The 15,032-nt window shown below is 70.2% G+C and carries 11 protein-coding genes and 1 pseudogene; 8 read left to right on the forward strand and 4 right to left on the reverse strand.

Annotated features, from left to right (window positions below):
• Positions 1-24: 24 nt before the first annotated feature.
• The 4 genes and pseudogenes from AC4IJH_RS05060 to AC4IJH_RS05075 all read right to left on the reverse strand — a co-directional run bounded on the left by AC4IJH_RS05060 (position 25) and on the right by AC4IJH_RS05075 (position 4,439).
• On the reverse strand, positions 25-2,310 hold the full coding sequence (locus tag AC4IJH_RS05060; RefSeq protein ID WP_490850279.1) for a glycosyl hydrolase family 18 protein: 2,286 nt from the start codon (positions 2,308-2,310) through the stop codon (positions 25-27).
• A gap of 202 nt (positions 2,311-2,512) precedes the next feature.
• Positions 2,513-2,800: a hypothetical protein gene (locus AC4IJH_RS05065; RefSeq protein WP_490850280.1), complete on the reverse strand. Its 288-nt coding sequence runs from the start codon at positions 2,798-2,800 to the stop codon at positions 2,513-2,515.
• A gap of 143 nt (positions 2,801-2,943) precedes the next feature.
• Positions 2,944-3,321, reverse strand: a pseudogene (locus AC4IJH_RS05070) (GNAT family N-acetyltransferase); the annotation flags it as partial.
• A 326-nt stretch (positions 3,322-3,647) separates the two neighbouring features.
• Complete coding sequence (locus AC4IJH_RS05075) at positions 3,648-4,439, reverse strand: alpha/beta fold hydrolase (protein WP_490850281.1); 792 nt, start codon at positions 4,437-4,439, stop codon at positions 3,648-3,650.
• 723 nt (positions 4,440-5,162) lie between these two features.
• Between AC4IJH_RS05075 and AC4IJH_RS05080 the strand changes: the two genes are divergently transcribed.
• From AC4IJH_RS05080 to AC4IJH_RS05115, 8 genes are all read left to right on the forward strand, one after another.
• Positions 5,163-5,825 (forward strand): transglycosylase family protein, encoded by a 663-nt coding sequence (locus tag AC4IJH_RS05080; protein ID WP_490850282.1) that lies wholly within the window; start codon positions 5,163-5,165, stop codon positions 5,823-5,825.
• 461 nt (positions 5,826-6,286) lie between these two features.
• Positions 6,287-7,150, forward strand: coding sequence for an SDR family NAD(P)-dependent oxidoreductase (locus AC4IJH_RS05085; protein ID WP_490850283.1), 864 nt, complete (start codon positions 6,287-6,289; stop codon positions 7,148-7,150).
• A 569-nt stretch (positions 7,151-7,719) separates the two neighbouring features.
• Entirely contained in the window at positions 7,720-9,807 is a 2,088-nt protein-coding gene (locus AC4IJH_RS05090) for a hypothetical protein (protein ID WP_490850284.1), read from the forward strand.
• Between the two features lie 206 nt (positions 9,808-10,013).
• A complete protein-coding gene (locus AC4IJH_RS05095; protein ID WP_490850285.1) occupies positions 10,014-10,976 on the forward strand; it encodes a GNAT family N-acetyltransferase in 963 nt (320 codons plus the stop codon).
• Positions 10,973-12,301, forward strand: coding sequence for an extracellular solute-binding protein (locus AC4IJH_RS05100; RefSeq protein ID WP_490850286.1), 1,329 nt, complete (start codon positions 10,973-10,975; stop codon positions 12,299-12,301). The genes AC4IJH_RS05095 and AC4IJH_RS05100 overlap by 4 nt, the downstream gene beginning before the upstream one ends.
• A 67-nt stretch (positions 12,302-12,368) precedes the next feature.
• Entirely contained in the window at positions 12,369-13,274 is a 906-nt protein-coding gene (locus tag AC4IJH_RS05105) for a carbohydrate ABC transporter permease (protein ID WP_490850287.1), read from the forward strand.
• Complete coding sequence (locus AC4IJH_RS05110) at positions 13,271-14,191, forward strand: carbohydrate ABC transporter permease (protein ID WP_490850288.1); 921 nt, start codon at positions 13,271-13,273, stop codon at positions 14,189-14,191. The genes AC4IJH_RS05105 and AC4IJH_RS05110 overlap by 4 nt, the downstream gene beginning before the upstream one ends.
• A 163-nt stretch (positions 14,192-14,354) precedes the next feature.
• A complete protein-coding gene (locus AC4IJH_RS05115) occupies positions 14,355-14,723 on the forward strand; it encodes a hypothetical protein (RefSeq protein WP_490850289.1) in 369 nt (122 codons plus the stop codon).
• The last annotated feature ends 309 nt before the right edge of the window (positions 14,724-15,032 follow it).

The raw sequence follows: 15,032 nt of genomic DNA on the forward strand, positions 1-15,032 counted from the left end.
ACGCCGTTCCCTGTGTCCGGTCCGCTACTTGAGGCCGCCGTCCAGCGCGCTCATGAGCGTGCCCGAGGGCGTGTCGCCGGACATCTCCCAGACCATGGCGCCCAGCAGCCCCTTCGCCTTGATCCAGGCGGTCTTCTTGCCGATCGACCAGGTGTCGTCGAAGGTCCACCACTGTCCGCCGGCGCCGGTGTAGCCGTAGGTGGAGATGGACTGCTCGTCGTGGTGGACGGTCAGGCCCGGTACACCGGTGATGAGGTTGTGATAGCCGCGGGTACCGGCCTCCTCCGGGAACTGGCCCGGAGCCGCGCCGTCCGCCGCCTGCCACTCGCCGTGGACGCCGCCGTCGGTGACGGTCTTCCAGCCGCGCCCGTAGAAGGGGAAGCCGATGGTGAGCTTGCGCGGGCTCACCCCTGCGTCCAGGTAGGGCTTGATGGCGTCCTCGACGCTGAAGTGGAAGCCGTACGGGTCCTGGGCGTCGCGGTAGAGGTTGGCCTGGTGGCCGGTGCGCTTGGGCTCCCAGGAGTTGTCGCTGCCCGCGCCGTGGAAGTCGTAGCCCTGGACGTTGGCGAAGTCCAGGTAGTCGAAGACCTTGGCGACCTCCCAGCCCTGCTCGATCTTGACCGGGTCGGCGGGGGTGAAGGCGGTGAGCAGCTTGTGCGTACCGCCCAGCGCGTCGAGCTGCCTGCGGAACTCCGCGAGCAGCAGGGTGAGGTTGGCCTTGTCGGCGGGGCTGTAGTGGTTGCCGGGGTGGCCCTCGGCGCCCGGCCACTCCCAGTCGAGGTCGATGCCGTCGAAGATGCCCGCGCCGGTTCCGGGGCCGCCCGCGCCGTTGTAGACGGGCAGATTGCCCTTGATCCAGATGTCGATGCAGGAGGCGGCGAACTTCTTGCGGGAGGCATCGGTGGCGGCCGCGTCCGAGAAGAACTTGGAGTACGTCCAGCCGCCGAGCGAGACCACGACCTTGAGGTGGGGGTGTTTGGCCTTGAGCTTCTTGAGCTGGTTGAGGTTGCCGCGCAGCTTGCCCCAGCCGTCGTCCGCGACGCCGTCCACGGACTGGGAGGCGGGGAAGGCGCGCCCGTAGTCGGCCTCGGCGTCGCCCGCGCCGGTTCCTTCGTCCGGGTCCTGGGGGTTGCCGGAGACGCCCTTGGTGACGCCCGCGAGGCAGGTCAGATTGACCGGGTCGATGTTCTCGAAGGCGTAGTTGATGACGTCGAGCTTGGCGGCCGCACCGGAGGTGTCGAGGTTCTTGACGAAGTACTGGCGGCCGTAGATACCCCACTGTGCGAAGTAGCCGACCTTGAGGTAGTCGCCGGGCCCGGCGACATCGTCCGTGGTCACGGTCAGGGCGTTGGAGGCGGGGGAGGCGTTGTCGGCCGCGTCGCGCGCCTTGACGGTGAAGGTGTAGGCGGTGGCGGGCTGCAGGCCGTCGACGGTGGCCGCCGTGGTGCCGGCCGGGACGGTCTTGGCCAGGGTGCTGCCGCGGTAGACGTCGTACGCGACGACGCCGACGTTGTCCGTCGCCTTGTCCCAGGCCAGGGACACACTGGAGGACGTCTTCGCGGTGCTGCGCAGGGCCCCCGGCGCCGAGGGCGGGTCCGGGTCGCTGGCCGGGTCCACGGTGGTCGCGGTGACCGGAGCGCTGGGCGGGCCGGTGTTGCCGCGGGTGTCCTTGGCGCGCACGGTGAAGGTGTAGCGGGTGGCCGGGGTGAGTCCGCCGACCGTGGTGGAGGTGGTGGTGCTGCTGGCGACCGTACTGCCGGCGCTGATCACCTCGTACGAGGCCACGGGGTAGTCGCCCTTGGTGGCGGCGGGCCAGCTGAGCGAGATCGTACGGGCGGTGGCCGTGGTGACCGTGGGCGCGCCGGGCGCGGACGGCGGGACATCCGGGGTGCCGTCGCACTTATCGCCGTTGACGGTGCAGGCCGAGGGCGCGGTGATCGGGCCGTTGGCGATGAACCAGTAGCTGTGCGGTTCGGTGCTGCCGCCTGCCGGGACGGTCGCGTTGTAGTGGGCGTTCTTGACGGTCACATGGCGGCCGCTCACGGTCGCGTCGCCGTTGTAGTGGCCGGTGATGCTGACGCCGGGCGGCAGGTCGAACTCCAGGCTCCAGCCGGTGACGGCGGCCGATCCGCTGTTGCGGATGACGTAAGTGCCTTTCCACCAGGGCCCGTTGTCCTGGGAGGTGAAGGTCGCGGTGAGGGTTCCCGCGGCCGGTGCGGAGGCCGCGGGGACGGTCAGTGCGGCCAGGGGGAGGATCAGTGCGGCGAGCAGAGCCGCGGCTCTGCTGCGAAATCTGCGCCGGTCTTTCATGGCAGTCCCTGTGGGTGTGGAGTGGTACAGGGTGGGAGAACCGTGTGCGCATGCCCGAACCGGGCGGACCGCGGTGGCGACCAGGCCGAGGCCGGGCGACAGAAGGCAGTCGCACGATAAAAGGTCTGGACCAAGTCGTCAACGGGCGGGGACGGTGGGGCAGTTGGCCGATGTCGGCCCGCGGTGCCGTACGGGCCGTCGGTCAGGGGTTGCCGCAGATCAGGGCCGGGAGGGGGAGCAGCAGCCACTGGGTGGGCACGGCGGTCAGGCGCAGGCGGCGCCAGCGGGAGCCGTCGCGGGGGAAGGAGAGGGCGAGCAGGCCCAGGGCGAGGGAGACGCCGAGGAAGACCGGCCCCCAGGGGAGGTAACTGAGAAGCCCGTAGCGGCAGTTGGCGCCGGAACAGGACGCTCGGGACATCTGCTGGCCCGCCTGGGAGAGTACGCCGGCCAGATGGGCCGGGAGGAGAAGGCCGATTCCGATGGCGGCCATCAGCCGACTGCCCCGTGTCCGTTCCGGTGTGTCACACGAGGCGCCGGACGGCGGCGGATCGACGGTGGGTGGGGTCATGGCCCAAGCCAACGCCGCGCCGCCGAGGGGCGCATGGGCGGTTGTACTCAGCCCGGCGGGGGCGGCTACTCACCCCCTGGGGCGGCTCGGAGGCGTGAGCTGAGGTACTCCTTCGTGGCGGGCCGCTCCTCGGCGAGCAGCGCGAAATAGACACTGTCGCGCCAGGTGCCGTCGGGGCGCCGGCGGTGGCGGCGCAGGACGCCCTCGCGCTGTGCGCCGAGCCGGGCGATGGCGGCCTGTGAGCGGAGGTTCAAGTGGTCGGTCTTCAACTGCACCCGTCCCATGCCGAGTTCCTCGAAGGCGTGGGTGAGCAGCAGCAGCTTGGTCTCGCTGTTGACCTCGGTGCGCCAGTACGCGCGGCCGTACCAGGTCCAGCCGATCTCCAGCCGCTCGTCGGTCACCGAGACGTCCGAGTACGTGGTCCAGCCCACCGCTTGATTGCTCGTCAGTGAGGTGGAGCGTGTCGGCGCGCTGCAGGACCGGGCCGACGGCACTCGCGACCGTGATCTCCAGGCCGTCCAGGACCCAGGCGATACCGAGCGCGATGACCAAACGGGTGTGGAACCGGGGCCAGGGCAGCCGGTCGATGCGCGCGGGCACCAGGCTGCGGACGACGGCGTTCAAGGCTTCCTCCGTGGTGACCGACCGGCGGGGAGAACCGGGCGGCATGCGCGGATCGTGCGCGGCGGGGAAGGCTTCCCGGCGCCGGGCGCCCCGCGGTGGGCCCGGCCACCCGAACGGCCGCGCGGCAACCCGCACGCCCTCCGGCTCAGTTCGCGGTGCCGCCGTGTTCCCGGAGGAAGTCCAGGACGAGCGGGGAGGCGATGGCGCGGAACTCCTCGAAGTAGGCGTGGCGCCCGCCCGGGATCAGGTGCAGCCGGGCGCCCGGGATCCGGTCCGCGAGCAAAGGGGCGTTCGCGGTGGGATTGAGGAGGTCGTCGCTGCCGTGCAGCACCAGTGTGGGCGCGTGCATACGGGGGAGCAGGTCCCAGCCGTCGTGCCGGTCGCTGGCGAGGAGATGGCCGCGCCGGGCGTGCACGGGCATGCCGGGGTCGCCGAGGGTGTGGTGCGGGCCGGGGTGGGCCGCCGACCAGGCCGGGGTGTACATCAGGTCGATCAGGGCCCGCCGGGCCGCGGGGCCGCTCTGGATGAGCGACATGCGTACGTCGTCGCCGCGCTCGATGCCGTGCCGGCCGCCGGGGGAGGTGCAGCCCAGGACCAGGGCGGCGACCCGGTGCGGGTGGTGGGCGGCCAGGCACTGGGCCACCCGGCCGCCCATGGAGGTGCCGTAGACATGCGCCCGGTCGATGCCCAGTGCGTCCAGCACCGCGACCGCGTCCCGCGCGAACCCCTCGGTGCTGTACGGCCCGTCCGGCTTGTCGCTCTCACCGGTGCCCCGGTAGTCGAGCGTGACGGTGCGGTGGGCACCGTGGAAGTCGGCGCGGACGGGATCCCACCAGCGGTGGCTGTTCGCCTGGCCCGCGAGCAGGAGGAGCGGGCTGCCGTCCCCCTGCGACTGGTAGGCGATACGCATCCCGTCCACGCTCGTGGCGTGCGGCACGGTGGGTGTCCCTTCGGCTGTGAGTGATCTCTTGTACGGGGCGGACGCGCGCCATTGTTCAGCCCCGGCCACCACGGCAGCACCCCGTTTTTCCCTGGGCGCCCGGTCGTTGCCGCGAGGGTGCCGCGCGGTTGTCGCCGCGCGCCGGTGAGGGTGCGCCGACGCGGCGATCCGGCGTCGGACCTGACAGTGCGCGCGGGGACGCGCCCGCCGTGCTTCGGGCGGGACGCGGCTCATGGGGCCGTACGTGAGGGGTGGACGTCGGCGCCCGTGCGCGATGGCGGGCGGCACGGCGCCCGGAATCCCCGCGCGCGCGGTCGCGCGAGCCGTGCCGGGGTGACGGGAACGGGCCGCGGTGCCTACCGCTTCGCTCCGTGCCCGTACCCGAAGAGGTGTTCGCGCCCGCGTCCGCGGCAGGGCGCACGCCATCGCAGCGCCCCGCACAGGGGCGGCGGGGCCCGGCGTCGGCGCGAGAGCGGCGCGCCCCTACCCGGCACACGGCGGCGCTATGCGGTGGCATCGGCGAGGGACCGGGCGTCAGCGAAGCATGATCGGCGCGGTGCGACGCACCCGCGCGCTCTGCCGGTGCAATCTTCGGGCGTGCTTTTCTCGGAATCGCCGAAATCCTTGCGGCTTGCGGATCTTCCTGTGTGCAGCGCAATAGTGCGAAGTTTCTTGAATGGGTGTCAGGCAATCGCACATTGAGCGAGGGAGAAGAAAGAAATGGCATTTCCGCAGACAACGGAAGCGGCCGACCGGAATGCTTTCCGGGGGCGCAGGCTCAACCGGATCGCAGTGGCCGTCGCCCTGGCGGCCACGGCAGGAGGGCTGAACGTGGTGGCCGGAACGCCGGCCCGGGCTGTGGACGGGGCGGTGTGGAACCAACTGGCCAAGTGCGAGAGCGGGGGCAACTGGCACATCGAGACGGGCAACGGCTACTCGGGAGGGCTGCAGTTCGCAGCGTCCACCTGGCGTGCGTACGGCGGGAGGGCCTACGCGGCGCGAGCGGCACATGCCAGCCGGGCCCAGCAGATCGCCGTGGCGGAACGGGTGCTGCGGGGCCAGGGCTGGGGGGCCTGGCCGACCTGCTCGGCACGGCTGCACCGCCCGGCCAGGCCGTCCGCGCCACGGACGCTGCCGGCCGTCCCGCACCGCAGGCACGCGGCAGGTCCCGCCCGGCACCGGGCCAGTCAGCCGACGGTCACGCACGGCCGGCGCGGCGCCGGCTACCGGATCAGGCCGGGGGACACCCTGAGCGGCATCGCGGCCGCGCACAACATGTCCTGGACCGAGCTCTACCGGCTGAACCGGCACGCCCTCGGCGCGAATCCCGGACTCATTTATCCGGGCATCCGTATCGTCCTGCGGGCATCGGGCTTGAACTGAGCCGCGATCGGTCGACATCCCGCAGTACGCGGAATTCCCGGAGCGTCCGGAGTCTCTGACCGGCCGGGGCATCCGGGAATTCCCGACCGCTCGGGAGGCTACTGGGAGGGCCTCTCGGGAAGGGAAAGCGCGCAGCTGCCGCCGGGAATCGGGTGGGGTACGGCAGCGATGCCGCCGGGGGCGGCTGCGCACGGGGGTGGGGGAGGAGGGGACTGGGCGGTGCCGCGGGCCGCAGGCTCACCGGGCCGCCCAGGACCGGCGGGCGCCTCGCCGGATGCCGGCGGGCGGGGCGCCCGTTCACCCTCGGGGGACCGCGGCCCCGGGGGTACCACCGACGCCGGATGCCAACTCTGGCTGGTGGTGTCAACTCTGGCCGGTGGTGTCAACTCCGGCTGGTGGTGGCGACACCAGGCTCAGCGCGCACTCCCCGGGTGCCGCGCCCGGCGATGAGAATCGCCGACATGACTCGACCGATCACGCTGATCACCGGTGCGACCCAGGGCCTCGGCCGCGGGATCGCCCTCGACCTCGCCGCACGCGGCCACACGCTCCTGCTCCACGGCAGAAACGAAGCCCGCCTCCAGGCCATCGCGGCCGAAGTGGCGGACAACGCACCCGGTACCACCATCCGTACCTATCTCGCCGATCTCTCCGACCTCGACCAGGTCCATGCGATGGCCGCCCGCATCCGCGCGGCCGAGCCCCGGATCGACGCGGTGGTCAACAACGCGGTCGCCGGTGGCGGCGCCGATCCGCTGCGGCGGGAGCTGAGCGCGCAGGGCCACGAACTGCGGTTCGCGGTCAACCACCTTGCCCCGTACGCCCTCGTACAGGACCTGCTGCCGCTGCTCACCGCCTCCGCACCCGCCCGCGTGGTCAATGTCGCCTCCATCGGGCAGGAGCAGATCGACTTCGACGACATCATGCTGGAGCAGGGATACGAAGGGCTGCGGGCCTACTGCCGCAGCAAGCTCGCACTGATCATGGCGACCTTCGAGCTGGCCGCCGAACTGGAGGGGACCGGTGTCACCGTCAACGCCCTTCACCCGGCCCATCTGATGGACACCGCGGGAGTGCGCGAGTACGGCCTCAGCCCGGTGACGACCATCGGGGAAGGCGTGCGGCCGACCGTACGGCTGGTGATCGATCCCGCACTGGCCACCACGACGGGCCGCTACTTCGACCAGTTCGCCGATACCCGCGCGCACGAGCAGGCCTACGATCCGCAGGCCCGCCGACGGCTGATGGAGCTGACCCGCGACCTTGTCGGTGCGGGGGCGGTCGAGGAGGCCGCTGTGGCGCGGAGCGGACGCGACCGTCACTGAACCGAGGCATCCGGCGGCCATTCTGACGGCATGGCAGCGGACGGCAGGGCGGGGCAGGCACCCCGTGGCAGGAACCCTCGCCGCCGTCGCCGACTGTCGGACGCGCGGGCGGCCGGATCGATGTTGTCTACGATGCGCACGATTCCACGGACGTGCTGAGCCTCGCTCGGCTCCACCGTCAGGCTCCCGACGGGAATGCGCTCGTCCGCGTCGGCGTGGCCGTATCGGCTGCCGGTGTTCTTCTGGCGCTTTCCACACTGCGCAGGCGTTCGGCGCGGCAGTGAAACGGCGGCGTCGGCGATTCACCGGACGGCGGTGGCCGGGTTCGGGTTGAGGGGACGAGGGCCTTTCTTTTCGGGACCTTGGTCTCGTGTGTACAGGGTCGTCAAATGCTGGAATGTGCCCAGGGGATGAGCTGCTGTCAGCAGCTCTCCCCTCCTTTTGCATTCGGGACCCGCACCGGCCCCATTCCGTAGGCCATTCACCTTGGGGTGCGCGGGTTCGGTCGATGACCGTCCGTCCCCTCGGGTCCGGTCCTGCCGTTCGGTATCTGTTCAGGAAGGCTTGCCATGCGTCTGAGATGGACTGCTGCAACCGCCCATGTCGTCCTGTTGAGTTCGGTGATCGTGGCCACGGATCTCTCCGTGGCGCAAGCGCAGCCGGTGTCTCCGGCCTCGGCGGCGGCAGCCGCATCCGGGGCCGGAGCGGAGACCTCCCGCAGTCTCCCGAATTTCGTGTACCGAGGTGTCAACCTGTGGCCCAAGGAGCACTTCGGAAGTCATCCCACCTACGACTCGGCGGACGGCTTCACCGAGCCGAACCCCGAGCGGGCATTCAAGGAAGGGCTGCATGCCCGGCTGACCGACGAGCAGGCGTCGGCCACCTTCTCGATCGAGCGCCATCTGCAGGGCGGCGAGCGCAACGTCAGTCCGTACATCTCCACCACGGAAGACCTGCGGACCGCCCGGGAATTCGCCCTCGGCACGGGGAAGCAGCCGTCCACGTACGGCTATGAATTCCGCCAGGGAGCGGACGGGAAGGTCCGGAAATTCGCCGTATCCCGGGGCATCGTCTACATGATCAAACCCACCCGGGGGAACATGGTCTATGTCGAGGACGCCGCCAAGAGGGAGGGCGTGGCGGACAAGGAATCGGTACGGACGAAGCTGACGCAGAAGGAGTGGGCGGCGTTCCGCAGGATCGATCCGCAGAACATCTACGCGGCCCAGGTCTACGAGCGGGTGGCCGAGGTGGACGGCAGCGGGAAGCTCGGCGCGTGGTCCGATGCCACGCTGTCCAGACACGACTTCACCGTCGACGGGAAGAAGCTCAAGAGCTTCCAGATCAACGAGAGTTTCGACGCCGCGCACCCCGGTTTCATTCCGGCCGCGATGCCCTGTTCGCCCAGCACATCGGGCCGGGCCAAGCGGTCCATCAGCCTGTGCGAGTCGGGCGGGCGGCCGACGCGGGAAACGAAGGACCCGTCGGCGCAGACGGGCGGGGAGCAGCCGGGAACGGGGGGCGAGAAGCCGGGTACGGGCGGGGAGAAGCCGGGCAAGTCCTCGGCGGAGACGCCGGGCACCGAGGGCACGCCATCGGGTACGGCGCTGGAGGAGGCCGAGGCCAAGCAGGTCGAGGAGATCTTCGTACGGCTCGCGGCGAAGAACGGCCTGGACGTCATCGGGCGCGACGGCAAGAAGCTGTCGCCGGCCGATATCCACGCCCGGATCCGCGGCTATACCAAGCTCTCGCCGCAGGCGAAGGTGAAACTGCGCGCGAATCTGAAGGCGGCGGGGAGTACGGCCAAGGGCGCACTGCTCGTCGCGGGCGCCGGACTGTGGGCGAAGGGGGTGTACGACGCCTTCGCCGAGGACACCACGAGCCTGGACAAGGCAGCGGCGATTACCGCGATCGTGCCGTTCGTCGGGTGCGGCACGCAGGCCGGGGCGAGCGCCGACAAGAACCGGTTCGACGCCGAGGACACCGCCGCGTGTTTCGGCGGGGACGCCCTGCTGGTCTCCCCGCTGTGGCCGGCCGGTCTGGTCGTCCACGGGGCCCGGTATTTCAGCCAGAAGTGGAAGGAAGCGCAGATTCCGTCCCTGACGGTCTTTCAGGAGACCCGGGACACGGCGTGGAAGGAATCCCTGGAAGCTTTCCGCTCCAAGGGATTCAACGACCTGGTGAAGTCGGCGGAGGCGGCCCAGAAGCAGCAGCTTCAGGCCGAGAAGGCGGTGGCGCTGCACAACGCCGCCGAGAAGATCGCGGAGGTGGAGCGGGGCAGTGCCTCCGCCGAGGCGAAGCGGCTGCTCACCTTCAGCGCCGAGCGCACCGCGCGCGAGCAGATCAAGGAATTCCCCGACAAGCTCCGCGACCAGTTCGACCAGGCGATCCGGGCCGCGCTGGTGGAGCGGGCCAAGCACTACAACGAGGAATTCATCAAGCAGCAGGTCGACATCGAGCGCTGGAAGGAGGACTCGTGGGTCTCCGGCGTGGCCGGACCCCGCCAGTCCCGGGAAGACCGCCAGGAATACCTGGACAAGGTCATTCAGCGGCTGCGTGACATGCCGCCGCCGGTGCCGGACGAGAAGTCGGTCAAGGACGACGTGAACCGGGCCCGCGCGGCCCTGGCCAAGGCAGCGGGCAATAGCAACGCGTAACAGCATCACCGGGCAGGGTTCCGGCGGGAGCGGCACGCCCCGCCGGAACCCTGTCTTTGTCGTGCGCGGCCTCGGGCCTGGGCATAAGGCAGGGCAGGACGGCGGGCGGACGGGTGGTGTCGCTGACGATCGTTCGTGCGGCGCCGTGAAATCTTGCCAGTTGTTCGGTTCCCGAAATCCGGTGGCGACGAAAGGGAACGGCCCCGATGACCGCAACGGTTGAGGTGCGAGGATTTCGCGGCGACGACGTACCGGAGCTTGTCGGTACCTGGCGGCGCAGCGCTCCGCTGGACCCGATCGACACCGGACGCTTTCGCCGGCAGGTGCTCCTGGACGCGAACTTCGACCCGGCCGGGCTGCGGGTCGCCGTCCACGGCGGCCGGATCGTGGGCGCGGCCCATGCCGTACGGCGACGGGTGCCCATGACCGGCACCGACCTGGAGCCGGAACAGGGGTGGATCCCGTTCTTCTTCGTCGACCCCGCCGTCCGCCGCCGCGGGCTGGGGCGCCGGCTGCTCACCGACGCACTGGCCTGGCTGCGCGAACTCGGCCGTACCCGCGTCGACTTCGCCGCGTACACCCCGCACTACTTCGTACCGGGCGTGGACGCCCAGGCGTACCCGGAGGCGTACCAACTGCTGCGGAGCCTGGGTTTTCGTACGCGCTGCGAGGCAGTGGCCATGTACCGCGAACTGGCCGGGTACCGGCCGCCCGAGGACGTGCTGCGGCTGGCCGCGTCCCTTGAGGAGCGGGGATTCCGCCTGGGGACGCCGCGCGACGGAGACCTGGTGGAGCTGCTCCGCCTGGCCGAGGAGGAGTTCAGCCCCGACTGGGCGCGGGCGATCCGCGACTGCCTGGCCGCGGGCGCCCCGCTGGAGCGCATCGTGACCGCCCACGCTCCCGGTGGGCGCCCGGCGGGCTGGGCCATGCACGGCGCGTACGAGGCGGTGGCCGAGCGGTTCGGCCCCTTCGGCGTCGCCGCCGGGTGGCGCGGCACCGGCCTCGGCCTCGTACTGCTGCATCTGACCTTGGAGCGCATGCGGGCGCAGGGCGCGCAATCGGCGTGGTTCCTGTGGACCAGCCAGGAGTCGGCGGCGGGGCGCCTGTACCGCAAGGCGGGGTTCACCGTCACCCGGACGTTCCAGGTGATGCGCCGGGAGGAGCAGTGAAACGGCGCCGGTTCGTCCTCGGGCTGGGCGGCACTCTCGCTGCGGCCGGGTGCGCGGCGCCGGGCGGGGGCGGTACGGGCCGCCCCGGCGACCCCATTGTGCTGACCCTGCTGTCCCATTACGGCAGCGAACCGCTCAAGTCGGCCCTCAACACCGTCGTCGCCCAGTGGAACGCCACCCACGACCGGGTCAAGGTGCACACCAGAGCGGTCAGATTCCAGGACCTGCTGACCACCTTCATGGTCCGGCAGGCGGCCGGCCAGGGCGCCGACATCCTCCATCCGTACGCGCTGTGGGCCGGGCAGCTGGTCGCGGCCGGGGTGCTGCGCCCGGCCCCGCCCGATGCCGCGGCGGAGATCAGGAATACCTTCAGCGCGGCCGCGGCCCGGGCGGCGACCGTGGACGGACGCGTCTACGGCTATCCCACCGAGGTCCAGCCGTACGCCCTGTACTGCAATCAGCGCCTGCTGCGCGCCGCGGGCATCGGCGAAGTGCCGCGTACCTGGCGGGAGTTGGAGGAGAGCGCCGGGCGGGCGGCGCGGCGCGACCGGCACGGCAACACCCTGGTCCAGGGACTCGGGCTGTCGGTGGCCGACGACTCCACCGTCGTGGGCACCACCCTCGCGCTGATGGCCTCCGGCGGCAGCTCGTTCCTGGCCGCCGACGGCAGGAGTACGGCCATGGACTCGGCGACCGGGCGGGACGTGCTCGCGCTGGAGCAACGGCTCATCCGCCGCGGCGCGAGCGACCCCGGCATCAACCTCTACCAGGCCTTCCCGTCCGGGCAGGTGGCCATGGCCGTGCAGGGCGCGTGGTGGACCGGCAGCCTCAAGGCGTCCATGGGCGCGCAGTACCGCGACATCCTCGTGGCACCGGTGCCCGGCCGTACACCGCGCGACCGCGGCACCATCGCCACCGGATTCTTCCTCGGCGTCAACGCGGCCAGCCGGCACCCGCGCGAGGCCTGGGAGTTCCTGCGCTGGCTCAACGCCGACAGTGCCGCGGTGACCGCGCCCGGCGAGCCGGGCCGGCGCGTGATCGCGACACGCATGAGCGCGGTGCAGGTGGCGGTCGGCTCCCTGACGGGCCGGGCCGGCGATATGCGGGCCCTGCACGGCACCCGGGCCCAAGCGGGCACCAACCTCGGCACCTTCCTCGACGCCCTGGAGTACGCCCGGCCCGAACCCAACGCGCCACGCTCGCAGAAGGCCAAAACACTGCTGCGCAAGAACATCGAGGCGATGTGGACCGGCCAGCAGAGCGCCGGTGCGACCCTGCGCACCATCACCAGGCAGGTCGACCAGGAACTCTCCCGCCCGCTGTGACCCCGTACGGGTACGGCGGCGCGCTCTTCGTGACGTTGCGACACTCCGCTTCGAGAGCAGGATTCCCATGGCCCCACGCGGTGCACCGCCCCGGCTCCGCCGTCGACAGACCGTCGCCGCCTACCTGTTCATGGCCCCCACACTGCTGTTCTTCGCGGTCTTCCTCATCCTGCCGCTGCTCTTCGCACTGCTGCTGTCCCTTTCCCGGTGGACGGGATTCAACCTCACCGGCATCCGGCCGGTCGGCCTGGACAACTTCACCGATCTCTTCGCGCGCGGCTCGACATTCCTGACGCCCATCCTGACCAATACGCTGCTGTTCGCGCTCGGCACCGTCGCCATAGCGCTGGCCGGCGCCCTGGTCGTCGCCACCTGCATCGACAATCTGCGCTTCCGGGGACTGTGGCGCACCCTGTATTTCCTGCCGATCGTCACCACGGTCGTCGCCGTCGGCAACGTATGGAAGTACATGTACCAGCCCGGCGGACTCGTCAACGGAGTGCTCAACGGCCTCGGCCTGCACTCCGTGGCCTTCCTCCAAAAGCCCGCAACCGCGCTCCCCGCGGTCGTGGTGGTGCAGGCCTGGGCATCGGTGGGAACAGCCATCCTCATCCTGACCGCCGGACTCAAGTCCATCCCCTCCGTCTATTACGAGGCCGCCGAACTCGACGGAGCCGGACCGCTGACCGTCTTCCGGCGGATCACCGTCCCGCTGCTCCGCCCCTCCCTCCTCTTCGTCTGCATCACCCAATTCATCAACGGGCTCCAGTCGTTCGCGCTCATCACCGTGATGACGGGGGAGGGCGGTCCGGGGGACGCCACGAACGTGGCCGCTCTGGAGATGTATCAACAGGCCTTCAAATACGGCGACTGGGGCACCGCCAGCGCTGCCGCCTTCGTCCTCTTCGCCATCATCCTGGTCATCACTCTGATCCAGCTCTGGGTTTTCCGGCGCAAAGGAGAGGACGCATGAGCGCACGAGGAACAGCCCGTGGTGTACGGCACGGCGGGGGCAGCAGCGTGCGACGGCGCCGCTTCCCGTGGTTCTCGTACCTGGTCGTCGTCACCGGTGCCGCAGTCATGATCACCCCCTTCCTCGACATGGTGGCGACCTCGTTCAAAGGCGTGGGCGAATACGGGAAACTGCCCTACCGATTCCTCCCCGAAGCCTTCGACCTGTCCAACTACCGCGCCGCCTACCAGCAGCTGGACCTGCCCCTGCTCTTCCGCAACAGCGTCATCGCCACCGCCGCGATCACCCTCTCCACCCTCCTCACCTCATCCCTGGCGGGCTACGCCCTGGCCAAGCTCCGCTTCCCCGGCCGCGACGTACTCTTCCGGCTCGTCCTGGCGACGATGATGTTCCCGCCCTTCATCTTCTTCATCCCGCACTTCCTGATCCTGGTCCACTGGCCACTGTCCGGAGGCAACGATCTGCTCGGCCGCGGCGGAGCCGGCCTGACCGTGAGCATCACCGCCCTGGTCATGCCCTTCCTGGTCTCCGGCTTCGGCATCTTCCTGATGCGCCAGTTCGTCATCACCGTCCCCGACGAAATCCTGGAAGCGGCCCGGCTGGACGGCGCCGGCGAATTCGCCCTGTGGTGGCGCATCGTCCTGCCGCAGACAAAACCGGCCCTGGTCACACTCGCCCTGCTCACCTTCGTCAGTGCCTGGAACGAATACATCTGGGCCTTGCTCATCTCCACCGCAAACCCCGACCTGGCCACCCTCCCGGTCGGAATCCAAACACTCCAGGGCTTCCTGGACCCCGAACGCATGGTCCCCATCATGATGGCCGGCCTGGTCCTGAGCACCCTGCCCGTACTCCTCCTCTTCCTCCTCCTGCAGAAGTACTACGTCCAGGGCGTCATGCTCAGCGGCCTCAAATGATCAGCGGCTTCGAATGACCAGCGGTCTCGAATGCTCAGCAGTCTCACATGACCGGCGTACGGGCAGGGCGGGAAAACCCGTGGCTGTTCTGCCTGAACTGCACGTACGCTCTCGCCTCCCGGCTGACCGCGCCTGCGGTTGCCCCGTCCAGAGAGCGATTCCGATGACCGGCCGGCAAACGACGCCCCTGTGGCGCCCCACCGGCCCCAAGGAACTGGACCTGGTCCGCAATCTGAATTGGCGCGCCTGGCCGCCCCGGCTGCCCGAGCAGCCGATCTTCTACCCGGTCCTCAACGAGGACTACGCCATCAAGATCGCAAGAGACTGGAACGTCAAGCACGACGGCGCCGGCTTTGTCACCCGCTTCGACGTCGAGTCGGAATTCCTGAGCCGATACCCCGTCCAGCAGGCCGGCGGCCGAACGATCCTTGAGCTGTGGGTACCTGCCGAGGAACTCGACGAGTTCAACGCCCACATCGTCGGCGAGATTCGGGTAGTCCACGAGTTCCACCGCCCCGACGAGACTCGCTGACGGAAAGGCCGGTCCGGAGCGGTGACCCGCTGTGGTGACGGCGCCAGCTCCACCTCTGTCCCTGGATCGCGGACGAGGGCCCCGGGCGGACCAGCCGGGGGACGCTCGTCTGCGGCTCTCCGGTGGGCAAGGCGGAGGCTGGCGCCAAGCTGCCATCGGATCAGGGAAGAGACCACAGCGTGTCGGAATGCGGCTTGGGCCCGTCGGAGCGCGTGGGCCGCAACGACGGGATGTGGAGCACCCGCCTCTACGAGGCCGAAAGCTACGGTGGCGCGCCACTGCCCGCTCCCGGCTCCCGCCGGTGAACCC

The organism is Streptomyces sp. UF-297, from assembly GCF_058245575.1.

Bases quoted from the DNA above. Each gene is read 5' to 3' on its own strand.
- AC4IJH_RS05060 (WP_490850279.1), bottom strand. From the start codon at position 2,310: ATGAAAGACCGGCGCAGATTTCGCAGCAGAGCCGCGGCTCTGCTCGCC.
- AC4IJH_RS05065 (WP_490850280.1), bottom strand. From the start codon at position 2,800: ATGGCCGCCATCGGAATCGGCCTTCTCCTCCCGGCCCATCTGGCCGGC.
- AC4IJH_RS05080 (WP_490850282.1), top strand. From the start codon at position 5,163: ATGGCATTTCCGCAGACAACGGAAGCGGCCGACCGGAATGCTTTCCGG.
- AC4IJH_RS05085 (WP_490850283.1), top strand. From the start codon at position 6,287: ATGACTCGACCGATCACGCTGATCACCGGTGCGACCCAGGGCCTCGGC.
- AC4IJH_RS05090 (WP_490850284.1), top strand. From the start codon at position 7,720: ATGCGTCTGAGATGGACTGCTGCAACCGCCCATGTCGTCCTGTTGAGT.
- AC4IJH_RS05095 (WP_490850285.1), top strand. From the start codon at position 10,014: ATGACCGCAACGGTTGAGGTGCGAGGATTTCGCGGCGACGACGTACCG.
- AC4IJH_RS05105 (WP_490850287.1), top strand. From the start codon at position 12,369: ATGGCCCCACGCGGTGCACCGCCCCGGCTCCGCCGTCGACAGACCGTC.
- AC4IJH_RS05110 (WP_490850288.1), top strand. From the start codon at position 13,271: ATGAGCGCACGAGGAACAGCCCGTGGTGTACGGCACGGCGGGGGCAGC.
- AC4IJH_RS05115 (WP_490850289.1), top strand. From the start codon at position 14,355: ATGACCGGCCGGCAAACGACGCCCCTGTGGCGCCCCACCGGCCCCAAG.